Genomic DNA, 18,705 nt, shown 5'->3' with positions numbered 1-18,705 from the left:
CGCCTTGACGTGGCGCAATACTTCCCAAGGAGCTTTGAGTGACTGAAACTATCGATGCTGGACAGAATTTCATCCCGGTGACCGGGCGCCACACCGGCCCAGTCACCAAAGTTCTGATCGCTAACCGCGGTGAGATTGCGGTACGCATTATTCGTGCTGCTCAAGATGAGGGCATCGCGACGGTAGCAGTTTACGCTGAACCTGACCGCGAAGCTCAGCATGCTCAACTTGCCGATGAAGCCTATGCCCTGGGTGGCTCAACTGCTGCTGAATCCTACCTGGTAATGGACAAGCTCCTTGAAGTTGCTCAGCGCTCAGGCGCCGACGCTGTGCACCCAGGCTACGGCTTCCTCTCTGAGAACGCCCAGTTCGCCCAGCAGGTCATCGACGCTGGCCTCACCTGGATCGGCCCCTCCCCCGCCTCTATCAACCGGCTGGGTGATAAAGTAGCAGCGCGCCATATCGCCGAGAAGGTGGGCGCTCCCCTGGTTCCCGGCACCAAAGACCCGGTCACCAGCCCCCAAGAAGTTGAAGCCTTTGCCGACGAGTTCGGTCTCCCCGTAGCAATTAAGGCAGCTTTCGGCGGCGGCGGGCGCGGCATCAAGGTGGCTCGCGAGCGCGAGGGCATCGGCGAGCTTTATGAGTCAGCTGTACGTGAGGCCATCGCAGCTTTTGGCCGCGGCGAATGTTTCATTGAGCGCTTCCTCGATTCCCCCCGTCACGTCGAGACCCAGTGCCTGGCTGATGCCCACGGCAACGTTGTGGTCGTTTCTACCCGCGACTGTTCCCTACAGCGCCGCAATCAGAAGCTGGTTGAAGAAGCCCCTGCACCCTTCCTCACCGAAGAACAGAATCAGCGCCTCTATGATGCGTCCAAGGCTATCCTCAAAGAGGCTGGCTACCAGGGCGCAGGCACCTGCGAGTTCCTGGTTGGTACCGACGGTACCATCAGCTTCCTTGAGGTTAACACCCGCCTGCAGGTAGAGCACCCTGTTTCTGAAGAGGTCACCGGCATCGACCTGGTGCGTGAACAGTTCCGCATTGCGCGCGGCGAAGAAATCAACCCGACCGACCCCGAGGTGCGCGGGCACAGCTTCGAGTTCCGCATCAACGGTGAGGACGCCGGCCGCAGCTTCATGCCTTCCCCCGGTACCATCGAAAAACTGATCGTGCCGCAGGGCCCCGGCGTCCGCTGGGATTCCGGTGTGGTTTCTGGTGATACTATCGGGGGCAACTTTGACTCCATGCTAGCTAAGCTGATTGTGACCGGTGATAGCCGCGAGCAGGCTCTTGCTCGTGCCTCCAGGGCACTGACGGAGCTTAAGATCGAGGGCCTGCCCACCGTAGCTAACTTCCATGCCACCGTCATTAAAGACCCGGCTTTTGCACCTGCTGATGGGCAGTCCTTTAGTGTGCATACCCGCTGGATTGAGACTGAATTCAATAACACCTTGCCCGCCTACAACGGCGCCCTGGGCGTACTTGATGACGGAGACGAGCGTCAGAAGGTGACCGTTGAGGTGGGTGGCAAGCGACTTGAGGTCACGCTTCCCGCATTCGGAGGTTCAGCGGTATCTAAACCCGCAGCAGCTAAGGCACGCAAGTCACGCTCAACCCGTGGTGGTACCACAGTGGCCAACAGCAATGAGCTGACCAGCCCCATGCAGGGGACCATCGTGAAGGTAGCCGTCAAGGAGGGCGCCAAAGTAGCAGAGGGCGATCTCATCGTAGTTCTTGAAGCCATGAAGATGGAACAGCCCATCACCGCTCACAAGGCGGGCAAGGTCAATGGGCTGAAACTCAAGCAGGGTGAAACCGTCTCTGCCGGGGCAGTCATCGCCACCATTCGCTAAATTTTTATCCGAGCGCCGGGATGCAACTTACAGCTGCGTCCCGGCGCTTTTTTACCCCAGACAACGTCTTAGAATATGAAATCCGGTTTCATATAGCAGTCAGGCAGTTTACAGTGAGTTTCTGTTACACCACATATCACCGTGTCAGCGGTATATACAGGAGCTTTCCGTGACCACTTCACCCGCATCAACGGCCGCGTCGGCCAGCGATATCACCATACCCCGCAGCCGCGTCATCATGGCATCGCTGATCGGCACCACCATCGAATTCTATGATTTCTACATCTACGCCACCGCAGCCGTGGCAGTGTTCCCAGCACTCTTCTTTACCGGTGAAGATGACACTGCCAAGCTTCTTGCATCGATGGCGACCTTTGGGGCTGCTTTCGTTGCCCGCCCTATTGGCTCCGTGATTTTTGGCCACTTTGGCGACAAGGTAGGCCGTAAGGCAACCCTGGTAGGCGCACTGCTCACCATGGGTATTGCTACCTTCCTCATCGGCTTGCTCCCCACCTACTACCACATCGGTCTGTGGGCGCCCATCATGCTGACCATCCTGCGCTTTTGCCAGGGTCTGGGTCTGGGTGGCGAGTGGTCCGGCGCGGCTCTTCTCGCCACTGAGTACGCTGAAGAAGGTAAACGCGCCCGCGCTGCCATGTGGCCCCAGCTGGGCGCACCGTTCGGCTTCATTCTCGCCAACGGTTTCATGCTTCTGCTAACTGTAACGATGGGCTTCACCTCGGTCGCTACCGGTGACGGCCTGGACCACAACTTCCTGGTCTGGGGCTGGCGCGTTCCCTTTATCGCCTCCGTCATTATGGTGGCTGTAGGTCTTTACGTTCGCTTCAAGCTAGAAGAGACTCCCGTCTTCAAGCAGGCGGTGGCTAAGGACGAGAAGGTTAAGACCCCGCTGGTTGAGGCCTTCAAGGTTGCCTGGTGGCCTATGATTCAGGGTACCTTCATCATGCTGGCAACCTACGTGCTCTTCTACCTGATGACTGCCTGGATTCTTTCCTTTGGCATCGGCGCAGCAGAGAAGGGTGGCCTGGGCATCCCCTACCGCAGCTTCCTCGTTATTCAGCTCATCACCATCCTCTTCTTTGCAGCTATGGTTCCTGTCTCGGGATGGCTAGCGGATAAATACGGTCGACGCTCATCGCAGCTCGTCATCACCGCCTGCATTATCGCCTTCGGTCTCTGCTTTGGCCTGCTCATGAACCCCGAGGTGGTGGGCACCGGCGCTGAAGCTAACACCAGCCGCATCGTGCTCTTCATGGCAATCGGCATGACGCTCATGGGCCTGACCTTTGGCTCCATGTCGGCCTACCTGCCCGAGCTCTTCCCCACGAACGTCCGCTACACCGCGTCGGGCATCTCCTATAACGTAGCCTCAATTTTGGGTGCTGCACTGACCCCTTATGCAGCGGTTTGGCTGAATGCTAACGGCGGTGTGGGTGCTGTGGGCCTTTACCTGGCAGGTGCCGGGGTTCTCACTTTCATCTTCATGGCAATCACTCACGAAACCCGTGATGTTGATCTTTCCACCATGGCCCGCACCAAGTAAATCGCTCACTACAAAAAAGTCCACCGAGGTTTCTCGGTGGACTTTTTGGTGGAGCTGAAACCCTACTGCATGATGTGCAGCTGGCGGGCAGCCTCAGAAATAGAGCCGCTGAGCGAGGGGTAGACCGCGAAAGTCTCGGCGATATCGTCCACGTGCAGTTTCTTATCCACTGCCAGTGAAAGCGGGAAAATAAGCTCGGAGGCACGAGGCCCTACCACCACACCACCGATGACGGTGCCTGAATGTTTACGGGCAAAAATCTTGATGAAACCGTCTTCTACCGCCAGCATCTTAGCGCGTGCGTTGGTTGCCAGGGGCAGCATGACCATATCAGCCTGGTACTTACCCGCTTCGATTTCGCTTTGACTGACCCCGACAGTCGCAATTTCGGGGGCAGTAAAGATATTGGCTGCAACCTGGTGGGTACGCAAAGGTTTGACCGTGTCACCCAGCATGTGGGAGACCGCCACCCGCCCCTGCATGGCAGCAACCGACGCCAGTGGGTAAACACCGGTGCAGTCACCGGCCGCGTAGATATTTGAAATATTGGTACGTGAAACACGATCCACATTAATGTGACCGGTTTCTGAAATCTCAACACCGACTGCATCCAACCCCAGGTTCTCGGTGTTGGGGATAGATCCAACGGCAATCAGGACGTGGGAACCTGCGACCTTGCGACCGTCAGAGAGCGTAACTACCACACCGTCACCGGCTTCGTTGTACTCAGCACCCTCCGCGCGCGAGCGCGGTAGAACCCGCACACCCTTACGTTCAAAAACGTTCTCCAGCACGGTTGCAGCGTCCCCATCTTCGCCGGGAAGCACCTGGTCGCGCGAAGAGATAAGGGTGACATTAGAGCCCAGGCCGTCATAGGCTGATGCGAATTCGGCGCCGGTTACACCGGAGCCCACCACAATCAAATCTGTAGGTAGTTCTTTGAGGTCATACAGTTGGGTCCAGTTGAGAATACGTTGCCCGTCTGGCTGTGCAGTTGGTAGCTCGCGCGGGTGGGTACCAACAGCCAGCAGAATGAACTCGGCATTGAGTTCATAAGTCAGCCCGTCAGCATCGGTTACCTGAACAGTGTTACGGTCAATGAGCATGCCACGCCCGGCAATTACCTTCACCCCGTTGCGTTCCAGGGTGCGCTTAATATCGTGGGACTGCTGTAGAGCTAGGTCAATGAGGCGCTGATTAACCTTGGCAAGGTCCACCGAAATCTGAGGCGGGTTATCGTCTTCGCCCACCGAGATAGCGAGCTCCTGTGCCTTACCAAAGCGGTTGCGGGCGTCCGCACTGGTAATGAGGGTTTTGGAGGGAACGACGTCGGTGAGCACGGCTGATCCGCCCATGCCCTTATCTTCGATGATGGTAACGTCGGCACCGTGGCTAGCTGCCACCAGAGCAGCTTCGTAGCCGCCGGGGCCGCCGCCGAGGATGACGAGTTTGTGGGAAGAAAAATCTGTTTTTAGAGTCACCTATCCATTGTGTCCCACATCCCAGGATGGCTCAACTTGCAGGCACAGAATTTTAGGGCTAGAACGCTGAAGGGTGTAAGTTGGGCACGCTCCTTTACCCTGCACCTTTTCCCTTTACTCTTCTGGGTCAGCCGCGTCTTTCGACCAAAGACCTAGCCCCTCGGATCCACCTAGTCTCGCCCCGTCATTATTGGTAGGCTAGAAGGTGTGTTGAATGAATCAAATACCCCCACTGTATCTACCGCTGACCCCAACCATCCCGCGCTGGTGCGGGCTCGTGAGGCAGCTGAATTTATTGCTGAGAAGACCGGTGTTGAGAAGCACGATCTGGGCCTGACTCTGGGTTCGGGCTGGGGCGAAGCCGCCACCCTCATCGGCGAGGTCACCCATACTCTTGATGCTTCTGAGGTGCCTGGTTTCCATAAGGCTGCTGTGGTGGGCCACCCCGGCACCCTTACCTCAATCCTTACCCCGGAGGGCCAGCGTGCTCTCGTGATTGGCTCACGCACCCACTACTATGAGGGTCGCGGTGTGGACGCGGTGGTTCACGGGGTGCGCACCGTGGCGGCTACCGGCGCCAAGACCATGATTCTGACCAACGGGTGCGGCGGCTTGAATCCCGCTTACTCCGCCGGTGAACCGGTGCTCATTTCTGATCACCTTAATTTCACGGCAGCTTCCCCACTGACCGGTGCACACTTTGTTGATCTCACTGATCTTTACTCCCCTCGCATCCGTGAAATCGCTCGCAGCATTGACGCTTCCTTGCAGGAAGGTGTCTACATGCAGTTCCCCGGTCCTCACTACGAGACTCCCGCAGAGGTAAAGATGGCTGGAGTTTTAGGTGCCGACTTGGTTGGCATGTCTACCGCCTTAGAGGCTATTGCAGCTCGTGCCGCCGGGCTCGAGATATTTGGTATTTCACTGGTCACCAACCTGGCTGCCGGTATTCAGGAAACACCGCTCAGCCATGCTGAGGTGATCGAAGCAGGCGAGGCCGCTGGCCCCCGTATTTCCCGCCTTCTGGCAGACATTATCGCTTCCCTCTAACCACTGGCCAGCCATAATGTGGCTGCTGAAATCTAAGGATTTATTGATGTCTACCCTTTTACCTCAGCTCGTCGAGCAGGCCCACGCTTGGATTACTGATGATCCGGACGCTGAGACTCGCACCCAGCTTGAAGGTATTCTGGCTCAGGCTGAGGCTGGCGATGAAGCTGCAGCAACTGATCTAGCTGATCGTTTCTCTGGTACTTTGCAGTTCGGCACCGCAGGTTTGCGCGCTGAGCTGGGCGCTGGCCCAATGCGCATGAATCGCGTGGTGGTGCAGCGGGCTGCCCAGGGCCTAGCTGATTACGCCACCGCTCGTGCTGAGACCGAAGGGTGGGAGCAGGTTTCAGCGGTAGTCGGTTTTGATGCACGCAAGAATTCTGATGTCTTCGCTCTCGATACCGCAGCAATTTTCACTGCAGCAGGTATCGAGGTCAAGCTCATGCCCTCTCCCCTACCCACCCCTGTGACGGCCTGGGCTACCCGTGAATACGGAGCTGAAATTGGTGTGATGGTCACAGCATCTCACAACCCTCCCAACGATAACGGCTACAAGGTCTATCTGGGCGGTCAGGCAGTAGAGGAGAGCGCTCGCGGCGCTCAGATTGTCCCTCCCTACGATGGTGACATCGCGGCCGCTATTGCCGCTGTTAGCCAGCCAGTTCTAGCTGACGAGGGCTGGAGTGTCCTGCCCGATACTGTGGCCGATGACTACATCGTGAAGGTCCTCTCGCTCGTACCCCAGCAGGACCGTGACCTTAAGATTGTGCTGACCCCTCTGCACGGTGTGGGCGGCAAAACTGCCGAAGCTGTCTTACGCGGGGCAGGTTTCACCCATGTCACGCTAGTGCCGGAGCAAGCGGACCCAGACCCCACCTTCCCTACCGTCACTTTCCCTAACCCCGAAGAGCCCGGCGCCCTCGACCTGGCCTTTGCTCTGGCGCAGAAGCTGGATGCCGATTTGATTATTGCTAACGATCCCGATGCTGACCGCGCGGCTTTTGCCATCAATGACGGCGGCACCTGGCGTATGCTCCGAGGCGACGAGACCGGATCGATTCTAGCCAACCGCACGCTCTCCACCCTCGAGAACCCTGCTGAGGCAACCTTCGCTAACTCCATTGTCTCCTCACGCCAGGTGGGGGCGCTTGCTCATTCCGCCGGCGTCAAACATGTAGAAACCCTCACCGGCTTCAAATGGATTGCCCGTGTAGAAAACCTGAGCTTTGGCTACGAAGAGGCACTGGGTTACTGCGTAGACCATGCCCAGGTGCGCGATAAGGACGGTATTTCAGCTGCCCTGGTCATGGCGGCTTACGCTCAGGAGCTCAAGGATGCTGGCAGCAGTCTACCCGCTCTGCTTGATGATCTCTCAGCCCAGCACGGCGTCTACGCTACCGACCAGCTCTCGGTTCGCGTTGAGGACCTGGCACTCATTCCTGCCATGATGAAGCGACTGCGCGATAACGCCCCGGCCCAGTTAGCAGGCTCATCAGTAACCTCTGTTGAGGATCTCACCGAGGGTACCGAAACCCTGCCTCCCACCGACGGTATGCGCTACTACACAGAGGACGACTCACGAGTCATCGTGCGACCATCGGGCACCGAACCCAAGCTCAAGTGCTACCTTGAAGCGGTAGTTCCAGTGACCGGTTCAGTAGCTGACGCTCGCGCAACCGCAGCCACCAAGCTCGATATCATCAAAGCCGATATGTCGGCAGCCCTGGGGCTCTAAACCCGCCCACCATTTGTACTTTAAGCAGGCATAATTTTGCCTGCACCAATTAGGAGAAACAATGACCTCTGAGCTAACCCGCGACCAGCTCGCAGCAATGATTGACCACACTATTCTTGCCCCCAACGCTTCTGAAGAAGATGTCCGCCGCTTGTGTAGCGAAGCCCGCGAATACGGCTTTGCTAGTGTCTGCGCTAACCCTGTATGGGCCCCGGTTCTCGCCGAGGAGCTAGCTGGCTCCCGGTCGGTGCCCTGCGTAGTTGTTGGTTTCCCCTTTGGTGCTTCAGCTACCGAGGTCAAGGCGTTCGAGGCTAAAACCGCTGTAGAGGCGGGTGCCCGCGAAGTTGATATGGTTATCAATATTGCAGCCGCCCGCGCCAACCACCGCGCTGCTCTGGTGGCAGATATCAAGGCTGTGGCAGACGCCGTTCACGCCGGCGGTGCCACTCTTAAGGTCATTATCGAGACCAGTGAGCTGACCGATGATCAGAAAGTTCTGGCTTGTGAAGCATCCGTTGAAGCCGGAGCCGATTTTGTGAAGACTTCTACCGGCTATTCCTCTGCCGGAGCAACCGTTGAAGACATCGCCCTCATGCGCGCAACCGTTGGCCCTGAGCTGGGCGTTAAGGCTTCTGGTGGTGTCCGCACCCGTGAAGAGGCTTTGACAATGATTGCTGCCGGAGCGACCCGTATCGGCGCTTCAAAGGGAATCGCTATTATTGGTGCAGGCGAGGCAAGCGAAAGCGGTTACTAAAGCACGCGCCACCTACTCAAGTTGGCGTTCATTTTAGTGACACACCGTGCGAAGCTGCCCCTGAGCACCTATACTAAACATTAAGCTGTACACACACCCAAAGGACTATCTTATGTCTGATAACGATCGCTCTGAGGCTGAGAAGCGCTCAAACGTCGAGTCACTCGGCCTGGAATCAGGTAACCCTCCCCGTTCAGGTACTCCCCAGCACTCCGGTACCAAGGAAATGGGCTCCAACATCGCACTCTTCGTACTTTGCTTCGGCATTCTGCTCGGTTGCTTCTACGCGCTGGGCACCTACCCCGAGGGTGGCTGGATCTGGTGGTCTATCGCAATCGTGCTTTACGCCCTTGCTTTCATAATCCCGCTCTGGGTTCTACCGTCAAAGACCAATGAAGCCGTGCATTCAGGTGGCACCGATCTCTACATGAAGTAGTCACCACGCTACAATAAAAATGGGACTCCCCGGTTGGGGAGTCCCATTTTGCGTATCGGCTATTAGCTGGTTTCGAAGATGGCGTGGAGGAACTGCTCCGTCCATTCAACCATAGCGGCGTCCACCAAATCTTTTCCACCCACCCTAGCGGTCTTAGGGCGGGGGACCAGAATCTGCCAGTTCTCGGTGCCGGGCACCTGGCGGTAAAGGGAACCGGGGTACATTCTCTCTAGCCGCATCTGTTTAGATTCGGGCAGATTGTTAACCGGGAAGAAGCGAACCTTTGGCCCCATAGCAACGATTTCCCTCAAACCCACTGCACGCGCGCGTTGGCGCAGGGCAGCAATGGTAAAGAGGTTCTCTACAGGTTCAGGCAGAGCACCGTAGCGGTCTACCAGCTCTTCGCGGGCTTCGTTCAGTTCTTCAACTGTCAGTGCTTGGGCGATTTGGCGGTAGGCAGAAAGCCGCAGACGCTCTGAAGAGACATAGTCATGCGGCATATGAGCATTGACCGGTAGGTCAACTTTGATCTCCGCTGGTGTCTCTTCTTTCTCACCGTGCTGGAAGTTGGCGACGGCCTCCCCCACCAGGCGCAGATAGAGATCAAACCCTACCCCAGCGATATGCCCAGATTGCTCGCCTCCCAGGAGGTTGCCGGCACCACGGATTTCTAGGTCCTTCATAGCCAAACGCATGCCCGCACCCAGCTCGTTGTGGGTTGCGACCGCTTTCAGCCTCTCATGAGCGACTTCGGACAGCATCTTTTCGGGTGGGTAGAGAAAGTAGGCGTAAGCACGTTCTCGCCCGCGCCCCACGCGTCCACGCAACTGGTGAAGCTGCGAAAGACCATAATTCTGGGCATTGTCAACAATGAGGGTGTTGGCATTAGAGATATCGAGGCCGGTCTCCACGATGGTGGTTGATACCAGGACGTCAAACTTACGTTCCCAGAAATCCACGATAATTTTTTCCAGCCGAGATTCGCTCATCCGACCGTGGGCTACTGCAATGCGCGCCTCAGGTACCAACTTCTGCAATTGGTTGGCGGTCTCTTCGATAGAAGATACCCGGTTATGAACGAAAAATACCTGGCCTTCACGCATAAGTTCACGGCGTATAGCCGCGGTAACCTGCTGATCAGTACGAGCCCCAACAAAGGTCAGTACGGGGTGGCGTTCCTCGGGTGGGGTTGCCAGGGTGGAGGTCTCGCGAATACCGGTCAGAGACATCTCCAGGGTGCGCGGAATGGGGGTAGCGCTCATCGCCAGCACATCAACGTTAGTGCGCATGGTCTTGAGCTTTTCCTTATGCTCAACACCGAAACGCTGCTCCTCGTCAATGATGACCAGGCCCAGGTCCTTCCACTCGGTGGACTCCGAGAGAATACGGTGGGTGCCCACGACAACGTCCACTGAACCGTTCTTGATGCCCTCTAATGTTTCAGCAGATTCTTTAGCCTTCTGGAAGCGGGAGAGCACGCGGATGCTGATAGGGAATCCAGAGAAGCGTTCGGTAAAGGTCTCAAAATGCTGTTGCGCCAACAGGGTGGTAGGCACGAGAACCACCACCTGCTTACCATCCTGCACAGCTTTGAAGGCAGCTCGAACCGCGATTTCGGTCTTGCCGTAGCCCACGTCGCCCGAGATTAGGCGGTCCATGGGAACTTCTTTTTCCATATCAGCCTTGACCTCGTTGATAGCAACCAGCTGATCGGGAGTTTCGTTATAGGGGAAGGCTTCTTCTAGTTCAGATTGCCAGGGTGTATCAGCCGCAAATGCGTGGCCGCGTGAAGCCTGGCGAGCCGAGTAAAGCTTAATCAAATCAGCCGCAATTTCTTTGACGGCTTTACGTGCCCTGCTCTTAGTTTTAGCCCAGTCGCTTCCGCCCATTTTTGAGAGAGTGGGAGCATCTCCACCCACGTAATTAGAGACCTGATCTAACTGGTCACTGGGAACAAATAGCCTGTCTTTGGGGCCTCCCCGTTTGGTGGGGGCATACTCCAGAACCAAGTATTCCTTCATGGGCTTGAGTTGTCCTGGAGTCACAGTAGCCCCGGCGATAGGACGCTGTACCAGCTCAACAAACTGACCGATACCGTGTTGCTCGTGCACCACATAGTCACCGGCAGCTAAACTCATGGGATCCACCGCGTTCTTACGGCGTCTAGACGGCAACTTACCGCTACGCAAATCACGGGTGGCATAGGGCGATGTGCGCCCCAAAATATCAGCCTCCGTGAGTAGCCCCAACTTAGCGCCGTCCATCATGAAGCCATGCCCTGCACTAGCTGTGGTCATCTCGATAATGCCCGGTTCAGGAGCTCGTTCGAGACTCTCCACTCTGGACGCCGGAATCTCAGCTTCTTGGAAGAGATCGAGCAAGCGGGCCAGGGGGCCGGGCCCATGGGTGACTACAGCGATACGCCAACCATCTTTTACTTTTTTGCCTACTTCATCTAACAGCTCAGTAACGTTACCGGCATAGGTATGGGGCACTCGAGCGGCAAACTGAACTGAGTCAACATCATCATCAATGGCACTATCAACGCCAAGTGAGGTCATGGCCCACCAGCCCATATTTTTAGCCAGAGCAAGTTCACGCATCGAGGCAACCGTTCTAAAACTGCCTGAGCCTAAATCCGATAGACCGTTTTGTCCCAGATCGATGGGTGCGTCAGATGCGTCTGTTACCGAGTCCCAGGCAGCGTGTAGAAATTCTTCGTTGGTGGCGACGAGATCCGCGGCACGGGAGCGAACACGTTCAGGTTCGATGATGATGGGCAAAGAGCCTTCAGGCAGGTGATCTAGTAGCGTGACCATGTTATCAACCAGTAGAGGTATAAGGGATTCCATTCCCTCAACGTAAATACCGCCGGCAATTTTTTCGAGCATGCCAGCAGCGCCGGGGTAGCTGTTCTTGAGCCGGGCGGCTTTACTCATGATGGAGGGTGTGATGAGTAGTTCTCTACAGGGTGGTGCAAGGAAAACACCGGGGTGATTCTCGGCGTTGATAGTGCGTTGGTCAGCTACTGAAAAGTATCTGATGTCTTCAACCTCATCGCCAAAGAAATCGATGCGTACCGGGTAATCTGAAACTGGTGAGAAAATATCTAAAATCCCACCTCGCACTGCGAACTCACCTCTTTTAGAAACAAGGTCTACTCGCGAGTAGGCAGCTTGTGTTAACTGTTTCACAGTTAAATTAAAATCGACCTCTTGGCCTTTTTTAATTTCAACGGGTTCCATCTTTTCCAAACCTGCCACAAGAGGCTGTAGCAGTGAACGGACCGGTGCAACCACAACACGAGGAAAGGTTGCCCCCAGGCCCGCCAAGGATCGAAGAACCGAAAGCCGCTGACCCACAGTGTCGCTGCGAGGTGACAACCTTTCATGAGGAAGGGTTTCCCAGGCAGGGAAAAGCACCGCTTCTTCTGCCGGTATCAAAGAGGACAAGGCTAATACCGTATCCTCCGCCTCTCGATCAGTGGCAGTAATCACTAAAACAACAGGGGGCCTGACAGTGTCCCCCATGTTGGTGACATTCGAAATTCCTTGTAGTAAAAAGGGTCTCGCACCCTCCGGGCACCCGATAACAAATTCATCCGCCCTTGCAGTTGGATGAGCGGCAGCGACACCCATGATGGCGGCATAGGTCCCCTCGCCCTTGAGTGCCTCTGTTATGCCATGTAAAGCCATGTATTCTCCCCTTCCAAACCCGGAACAACAGCTCTCTCATTATTCCATACAGGCATCACCTCAGGCAGGGCCACTCAGAGGCAGGTTTACTCGATAAAAATTTAAATATTTTACGTCGTGAATTAAAGCATGAGCACATGAAAAAGCTGTCACCATATACAGTGACAGCGGCACAAAACCCTCGCTATTTATGAATCCTCAGCTGTAGTATTGTCGTCAGAGAAACACTTTTTCAGTCCGTACTCATTGCAACCACAGCTCTTCGCAAAGCTTAATGAGAATCGGTCGACCTCGCGCTAAAAGAATATTAGGGATTCATGAAAAAACACGGGTTAACTCTGCCCTTTTTCACGAGCTCTAGCCGTACAGTCTTTTTGACAATCGGCGCCCTTGTCCCCCTCATCCTCACAGGATGTTCAGGAGCAGGGCAAGAGAACTCGCCAGCCGAATCAGAACCGGCTAAAGCCTCAGCATCACCAACGACTTCAGCTTCAGCAGCACCGAAAGACAGTGCAGAAGAAAGCCAGGATGCCTCTTCTACTGAAGAGAATTTTGTAGGATCTAAAGAGCTAGCTGACGCTCAAGAGGTTCCGCTAGATGCTGCAGAGGTCCAGATAACCGAGAAACTGTATACAGAAGTACAGCGGGTACTCTCCTCAATAGAGGCAGTGGATGTCAACACTTCAGATCAAGCCTCACCAAACACCATGGATGAAGGTGCTGAGAACACCGATGTTGACGAAGAGATTGACCCCTACAAGTACGTCTCAGAAGCTACCGTTGACGAATTGAAAAAAACGACAACCGGATCAGCTTTGGATCAGTATGTAGCCACCGCCACCGAGTACGCAATGAGCGGGTGGAGGGTAGAGGGAACTTCTCAGGTCGTAGGAAATCCACGACTGACTGATGGTGAGTATGAAGGGCAACCTGCAAAACTCCTTGAAGTTTGCTTGGACTCCTCAGACGTCAAAGTTCTCAACGTTACTGGTACGCAGATGAACCCCACCGGGCAGCCACGTTCACTCAACATTTTTACTCTCATTGAAGATCATGGGGCTTGGAAGATCGCTTCACAAGACTTCCCCAACAACGCAGATTGCTAACAGATATGAAAAAACCATCATTTATCTCTAAGTTGGCCGTTGGTGCAACCGCGCTGGGCGTCGCGGTAGCCATGTTGCCAGGCGCTAGCGCCAATACCACGTATGTTCCCAACGGCCTGAGCTCAGAAACTGCTGCTGCTTCCTGTTGGGAAGTCAAGCAAAATGACCCCGAGTCAGCGTCAGGCACCTACTGGCTTTTCACCCCCTCGATGGATGCCCCTGCACAGTTCTACTGTGATCAGGAAACTGACGGCGGCGGCTGGGTTATGATTGGCCGCGGCCGTGAAGGTTGGACTGAAGAATACCAAGGCCGTGGCAAGGCTGAAGATATCTTCACCAAGCCCACCGGCTCTGAAGCTTTCGACCCTGTTCAGCTGTCATCAGAAACCGTCGATGAGCTCCTTGACGGTGATCGCGTTGACTCGCTTGAGGACGGCGTCCGCTTCCGTCGTGCAGTCAATGCAGAGGGCACTGACTGGCAAAATGTCTACGCTCAGCGCATTAACACCGAAAGCTGGAGCTGGACGCTACAGGCTAACACTAACTGGGGCGGCGTTCGTTTCGAGAACCCTTCTTCAATAGGCGGAAGTAGAACCTACGGATTAACCACCGGTGGCATCGCCTCCTGGAATCAGAGCTACAACACCCTACGTTTCACTTCAGCAGCTGTACACGGGTGGAAGAATGGCTTTGCTTACGGCTCCTATGTTCGTGGCAACACCGATGCTAGCTCATACCTCTGGACCCCGACAGGCACCGCCCCCATGGGATTCACCCAGGTATTTATCCGCCCCAAAATCAACCAGAACGATGCTGGTTTCGCACAGATTCCGGACAGCGGTCTAGCAGCGGAAGATAACCGCCAGCTTCCTAACAGCTTCACTGCCTCGATGCGTTGGCGTACCTCTATGGAGTCGGGCACCGGCGTCGTAAGTGAACTAAACACCCGTGTGCAGGCTATCGCCCAGGTAGGCAACACTGTCTTCACCGGTGGCGACTTCAAAAATGTTGTCAGTGCCAGCGGAGAAACCGTTGAACAGGGTTACCTTGCAGGTTACGATGTGAATTCCGCAGAGTTGGTTCGGAGCTTTACCCCCACGTTCAATGGGCAAATTAAGGCTCTAGAGTCACTGCCTAATGGTCTTCTAGCCGTTGGTGGCGAGTTCACTGAGGTCAATGGTCAGCCTGCTAACGGTTTTGTGATTCTTAACCCCGTGACCGGTGAAACCGACACTTCACTGGGCTGGGATATTGTCAACCGTGTTTCTGGCGCTGTTCCCGTAGTTAAAACTATCCAGGTTCAGGGAGGTTACGTTTACATCGGTGGTTCCTTCACCCACGTTAAGGGAGGAACCGGTGACTTCTACACCTATTCTCGCAACGCTGCCCGTTTCAACGTGTCTACCAAGGGCGTTGACGTCACCTGGCGCCCGGTCCTCAACGGTACCGTCAATGGTGTATCTGCTAGCGAAGACGGTGTTGCACTTGCTGGCTATTTCACCAAAGTCAACGACGTAAATACTGTGAAGCTGGCTTACCTAAGCCCCACCGCAGGCACTATCTCTAAGCCCTGGGTTTGGAAGCCCTCCTACCCCATCAACACTACTAACGGTGGCTTCCAATTCGATGTACAGCAAGCTCACTCAGAAGTTTGGGCTGGCGGATCTGAACACCTGATTGCCCAGTACAGCCTGTCAGACCTCTCCCGCATGTCCTCATCCATCACGAGGTCAGGCGGGGACTTCCAGGATCTTCAACTCGACACCAACACCGATGTTATGTACGGTGCCTGCCACTGTGGCAACTGGGTTTATGAAGGCGGCGACCTCTACCAGACCCCATGGGACACTGCATCAGACATTCACCGCATCCGACTGGTTGGCGCATTTGATGCTCAGACCGGCGAGGTTCTACCCGAGTTTTCACCCGAAATTTCAGGTGATAAAGGCTACGGCGTGTGGGAATCGTTTGTTGATTCCAACGGCGTTCTCTGGGCCGGTGGCGATATCACCCGTAGCCGCGGTTCAGGCGGCGGGCAATCAACCGTGGGGTTCGTTCGATTCACCCCCCGTGACGTTGCACCTGCTGCAGCACCCAGTAACCTACAGGTCACCACTGACGGAACCACTGATGAACTGACCTGGACCAGCGGCACCCGTAGCCGCACCGACTACCAGGTACTGCGCGATAACCGCGTCATCGCAACCGTCAAGAGTGGCACTTCCTACTCGGTTGCTCACACCGACGGTGCTCGCTATTTCGTTCGCTCTGTTGACAACGTGGGCAACTACTCAGAGACTACCCCTGTGGCTACTACACCTGTTCCCCCGGTAGAAGAACCTGTCGATCCTCCCGTTGAAGAGCCTGCTCCCCCGGTAGAAGAACCCGTTGATCCTCCCGTAGATAACGAGGAAAATCCGGTTATCCCTCCCGTTGATGAGCCTGCGCCCAATGACCCCGCCCCTCCCGTAGTTGACGAAAATCCGGACCCTGCTGATCCGGTGGAACCTGTCGAACCTGAAGCTCCTGCTGACCAGAAGCTTGTTGTGAGTGGAGACCGCTGGGATGTAACCTTTGGCCTCACCAATATTTATGACCGCACGTGGCGCGATACCAACTACGCCTACAACACAGGTCGTCAGTGGTACACCGGGCCCAGCAGCATTGGCTGGGGCGAGCCGAGCCTGGCATCAAACCTTAGCTTCAGCTGGTGGAACCAACCCAACGCCATGTTCCTGCGTAAAGAACTCACTGTTAACCCTGCTGCAGGGCAGTCACTGGTTCTGACCACCTACGCTGATGATGGTATGGCGATTTACGTGAACGGTAAAGAAGTTCACCGTGAGAATCTAGCCACTAACGCTACCGCCTCGTCCATGGCACTGGCGCGAGTTGCTTATAGCGACGCTAAGCTACGCCCCATCACCATTACGATTCCGGCAAGCGAACTCAACCAGGGCAAGAACGTCATTGCAGCGCAGGTTCACGCCTACCGCCGTGGAGAAAGCGCCACTTTCGATATGGAAGCAACCCTCAAGAATCCGTAATTCTTGAGTCTGAAGCAGTGATCCGTCCATTAGGACGGATCACTGTTTTCTTGGGTGGTGTCCACATGACACCCCACAAAATGTGGGGAAGGCGATACATCATTACGGCACTTGTCCTAAGAAAATCACCTGTCCCCACCTCTCATTGTTCATTTAAAATTAAGGGTAGGTTTAGGGTTTTCCAGGAGTTTCACTTTGCGCGACTACCTGCCTGAACAGCAGGTATAGCCTAAGTCAACTCACGGGATGTTCATAAACTCCACTCATCACGCACGCACTTTTTAGGGAATTCAAGGGCACCGCTATGACTTCACGCGCCTCAGGTACATCCTATGGTTTTAGGGAAACTCTTTCACATCTCAGTTCAGCGCAGAAACCTGGAATTGGAGTACCCGCTTACACCCGCTGGGTCAACCGTCGCGTAGCCCGCGTGTTTGCGGCGGCAGCCGTAAAATGGGGCATTACCCCTAACGGCGTCACGGCCATCAGCGCCCTCACCTCCGTGATAGCCATGCTGCTGTTGATCTTGTTCCCGCCTTCTGTATGGCTTGGCGCTGTAGCAGCTTTTCTCTTCGCTCTTGGCTATGCACTGGATTCAGCCGACGGTCAGGTTGCACGAGTTACCGGCGCATCTTCACCCGCCGGAGAATGGCTAGATCATGTGGTAGACGCTATGCGCACTCCTGCTATGCATCTCACCATCTTGGTTGGCTTCATCAAGTACCAGGATTCTTGGCCTCTCGCTGGTTGGGGTCTGTGGTGGCTCCCCCTGGCTTTCTGCGTCATTATCACCGGGCATTTCATGAGTCAGATTCTGGCTGAACAGCTCCGTAACAACAGGGGCACAGCAGCACCTGCCTCTGGCGGGAACCTGCGCTCCTTCGTCAACCTTCATATGGACGCCGGCACTTTCTGCTGGATCTTCATCCTCTGGGGCACTGACTGGGGCTTCATCGTGGTCTACGCTCTCCTCTTCCTCTCCAATGCCGCGACCATTCTGCTATCAATGCGTCGTAAGTTCGTTTCACTCAGCACTTCAAAAGGGGCATAAGCGCTATGTCATACCCTAAAGTTTCAGCACTCATTGCCACCGCTGGTCAGCGTCCTCAGCTTCTGCGAAAGACTGTTCAGTCCATGTTCGATCAGGACTATGCTGGGGAACTCGAGATTATCGTGGTCTTTGATTATGTCGAAATTGATGACCTTTCAGATCTAACGGCCCCTGCCAACCGCACTCTCAGGACAATAGTTAACAATCAGACTAAAGGGCTAGCTGGCGGCAGAAACACCGCCGTTGCAGCAGCAACCGGTGAGTATGCTGGTTTTTGCGACGATGATGACTACTGGTACCCCCACCGTATCGCGGCTCAAATTAGCCTCTGGCAGCAGAACCCCGAAGCAGTTGCCATCTCATCGAGCATCATGGTGCGAACTGATGGTAAGGACGTTGAGCGCTCCGCACCCGCCGTGGCATCCTTCGATGACTTGCTCGAGTCCCGCATCATAGCTATTCACCCCAGCACCACACTCTTTAAGAGGGAAGACATCCTCCCCGATGGTCGTATCGGCCTAGTCGATGAGAATCTACCTCACGGGTATGGTGAGGACTACGAGATGTATCTGCGCGCCACACGGTTTGGAGATATTCATTCCATCCAACAACCCGGCGCCCTCATTCTGTGGGATCGCCCCTCATTTTTTGCAGGGCACTGGCAGTCCATGGCTGAAGGTCTTACCTACATCCTGCAGAAGTACCCAGAATTTGAGCGTCAGCCTAAGGGACTTGCACGCATCGCGGGGCAGATTGCTTTCGCGCATGCTGCTGTGGGTAATAAAAAACTCGCAAAGCAGTTTGCGACCTCAGCCATCCGCCGCGACGTCAAGCAGCTTCGAGCTTGGGCTGCCTATGTGATTGCCACTGGCCTCATCAAGCCCCAGTTCCTGCTAGATCTGGTACAGAAAACAGGGCGAGGTCTATAACTGC

The 18,705-nt window shown here is 55.4% G+C and carries 12 protein-coding genes; 10 read left to right on the top strand and 2 right to left on the bottom strand.

Features of this window, described 5'->3' with window-relative positions; all coding sequences use genetic code 11:
* Window positions 1-38 precede the first annotated feature (38 nt).
* Window positions 39-1,853 (top strand): biotin carboxylase N-terminal domain-containing protein, encoded by a 1,815-nt coding sequence (locus VVR27_RS03155; RefSeq protein ID WP_368547036.1) that lies wholly within the window; start codon window positions 39-41, stop codon window positions 1,851-1,853.
* Between the two features lie 169 nt (window positions 1,854-2,022).
* On the top strand, window positions 2,023-3,417 hold the full coding sequence (locus VVR27_RS03150; protein WP_368547035.1) for an MFS transporter: 1,395 nt from the start codon (window positions 2,023-2,025) through the stop codon (window positions 3,415-3,417).
* Between the two features lie 62 nt (window positions 3,418-3,479).
* Here the strand turns inward: VVR27_RS03150 and VVR27_RS03145 are convergent, their stop codons facing one another.
* The gene (locus tag VVR27_RS03145) at window positions 3,480-4,898 is read right to left on the bottom strand and encodes an NAD(P)H-quinone dehydrogenase (protein WP_368547034.1); all 1,419 of its coding nucleotides are present in this window, start codon (window positions 4,896-4,898) and stop codon (window positions 3,480-3,482) included.
* Window positions 4,899-5,162: 264 nt separating this feature from the next.
* Here VVR27_RS03145 and VVR27_RS03140 point away from each other — a divergent pair, with 264 nt between their 5' ends.
* The 4 genes from VVR27_RS03140 to VVR27_RS03125 all read left to right on the top strand — a co-directional run bounded on the left by VVR27_RS03140 (window position 5,163) and on the right by VVR27_RS03125 (window position 8,873).
* Complete coding sequence (locus VVR27_RS03140) at window positions 5,163-5,948, top strand: purine-nucleoside phosphorylase (RefSeq protein ID WP_368547158.1); 786 nt, start codon at window positions 5,163-5,165, stop codon at window positions 5,946-5,948.
* Between the two features lie 46 nt (window positions 5,949-5,994).
* Entirely contained in the window at window positions 5,995-7,683 is a 1,689-nt protein-coding gene (locus VVR27_RS03135; RefSeq protein ID WP_368547033.1) for a phospho-sugar mutase, read from the top strand.
* 61 nt (window positions 7,684-7,744) lie between these two features.
* A complete protein-coding gene (gene deoC, locus VVR27_RS03130) occupies window positions 7,745-8,437 on the top strand; it encodes a deoxyribose-phosphate aldolase (protein ID WP_368547032.1) in 693 nt (230 codons plus the stop codon).
* Window positions 8,438-8,549: 112 nt separating this feature from the next.
* Window positions 8,550-8,873, top strand: coding sequence for a hypothetical protein (locus tag VVR27_RS03125; RefSeq protein ID WP_345446075.1), 324 nt, complete (start codon window positions 8,550-8,552; stop codon window positions 8,871-8,873).
* 62 nt (window positions 8,874-8,935) lie between these two features.
* Here the strand turns inward: VVR27_RS03125 and mfd are convergent, their stop codons facing one another.
* Window positions 8,936-12,568: a transcription-repair coupling factor gene (mfd, locus tag VVR27_RS03120; protein ID WP_368547031.1), complete on the bottom strand. Its 3,633-nt coding sequence runs from the start codon at window positions 12,566-12,568 to the stop codon at window positions 8,936-8,938.
* A gap of 374 nt (window positions 12,569-12,942) precedes the next feature.
* Between mfd and VVR27_RS03115 the strand changes: the two genes are divergently transcribed.
* The 4 genes from VVR27_RS03115 (at window position 12,943) to VVR27_RS03100 (ending at window position 18,701) form a co-directional block, all read left to right on the top strand.
* Window positions 12,943-13,674 carry a hypothetical protein gene (locus VVR27_RS03115; RefSeq protein ID WP_368547030.1) on the top strand — a complete coding sequence of 244 codons (732 nt, stop codon included), beginning with the start codon at window positions 12,943-12,945 and terminating at the stop codon, window positions 13,672-13,674.
* Between the two features lie 5 nt (window positions 13,675-13,679).
* Window positions 13,680-16,721 (top strand): fibrinogen-like YCDxxxxGGGW domain-containing protein, encoded by a 3,042-nt coding sequence (locus VVR27_RS03110; RefSeq protein ID WP_368547029.1) that lies wholly within the window; start codon window positions 13,680-13,682, stop codon window positions 16,719-16,721.
* Window positions 16,722-17,025: 304 nt separating this feature from the next.
* Complete coding sequence (locus VVR27_RS03105) at window positions 17,026-17,772, top strand: CDP-alcohol phosphatidyltransferase family protein (RefSeq protein ID WP_368547028.1); 747 nt, start codon at window positions 17,026-17,028, stop codon at window positions 17,770-17,772.
* A 5-nt stretch (window positions 17,773-17,777) separates the two neighbouring features.
* Window positions 17,778-18,701, top strand: coding sequence for a glycosyltransferase family A protein (locus tag VVR27_RS03100; protein ID WP_345446084.1), 924 nt, complete (start codon window positions 17,778-17,780; stop codon window positions 18,699-18,701).
* Window positions 18,702-18,705 lie beyond the last annotated feature (4 nt).

Source organism: Rothia sp. LK2492 (genome assembly GCF_040946345.1).
Taxonomy (GTDB): Bacteria; Actinomycetota; Actinomycetes; order Actinomycetales; family Micrococcaceae; genus Rothia; species Rothia endophytica.
The sequence above is the reverse complement of the archived record's forward strand: the minus strand, read 5'-3'. Positions and strand labels throughout refer to the sequence as shown.

Coding starts and splice junctions, on each gene's coding strand:
- VVR27_RS03110 (WP_368547029.1), top strand. CDS start 13,680: ATGAAAAAACCATCATTTATCTCTAAGTTGGCCGTTGGTGCAACCGCG.
- VVR27_RS03125 (WP_345446075.1), top strand. CDS start 8,550: ATGTCTGATAACGATCGCTCTGAGGCTGAGAAGCGCTCAAACGTCGAG.
- VVR27_RS03105 (WP_368547028.1), top strand. CDS start 17,026: ATGACTTCACGCGCCTCAGGTACATCCTATGGTTTTAGGGAAACTCTT.
- mfd (WP_368547031.1), bottom strand. CDS start 12,568: ATGGCTTTACATGGCATAACAGAGGCACTCAAGGGCGAGGGGACCTAT.
- VVR27_RS03135 (WP_368547033.1), top strand. CDS start 5,995: ATGTCTACCCTTTTACCTCAGCTCGTCGAGCAGGCCCACGCTTGGATT.
- VVR27_RS03100 (WP_345446084.1), top strand. CDS start 17,778: ATGTCATACCCTAAAGTTTCAGCACTCATTGCCACCGCTGGTCAGCGT.
- deoC (WP_368547032.1), top strand. CDS start 7,745: ATGACCTCTGAGCTAACCCGCGACCAGCTCGCAGCAATGATTGACCAC.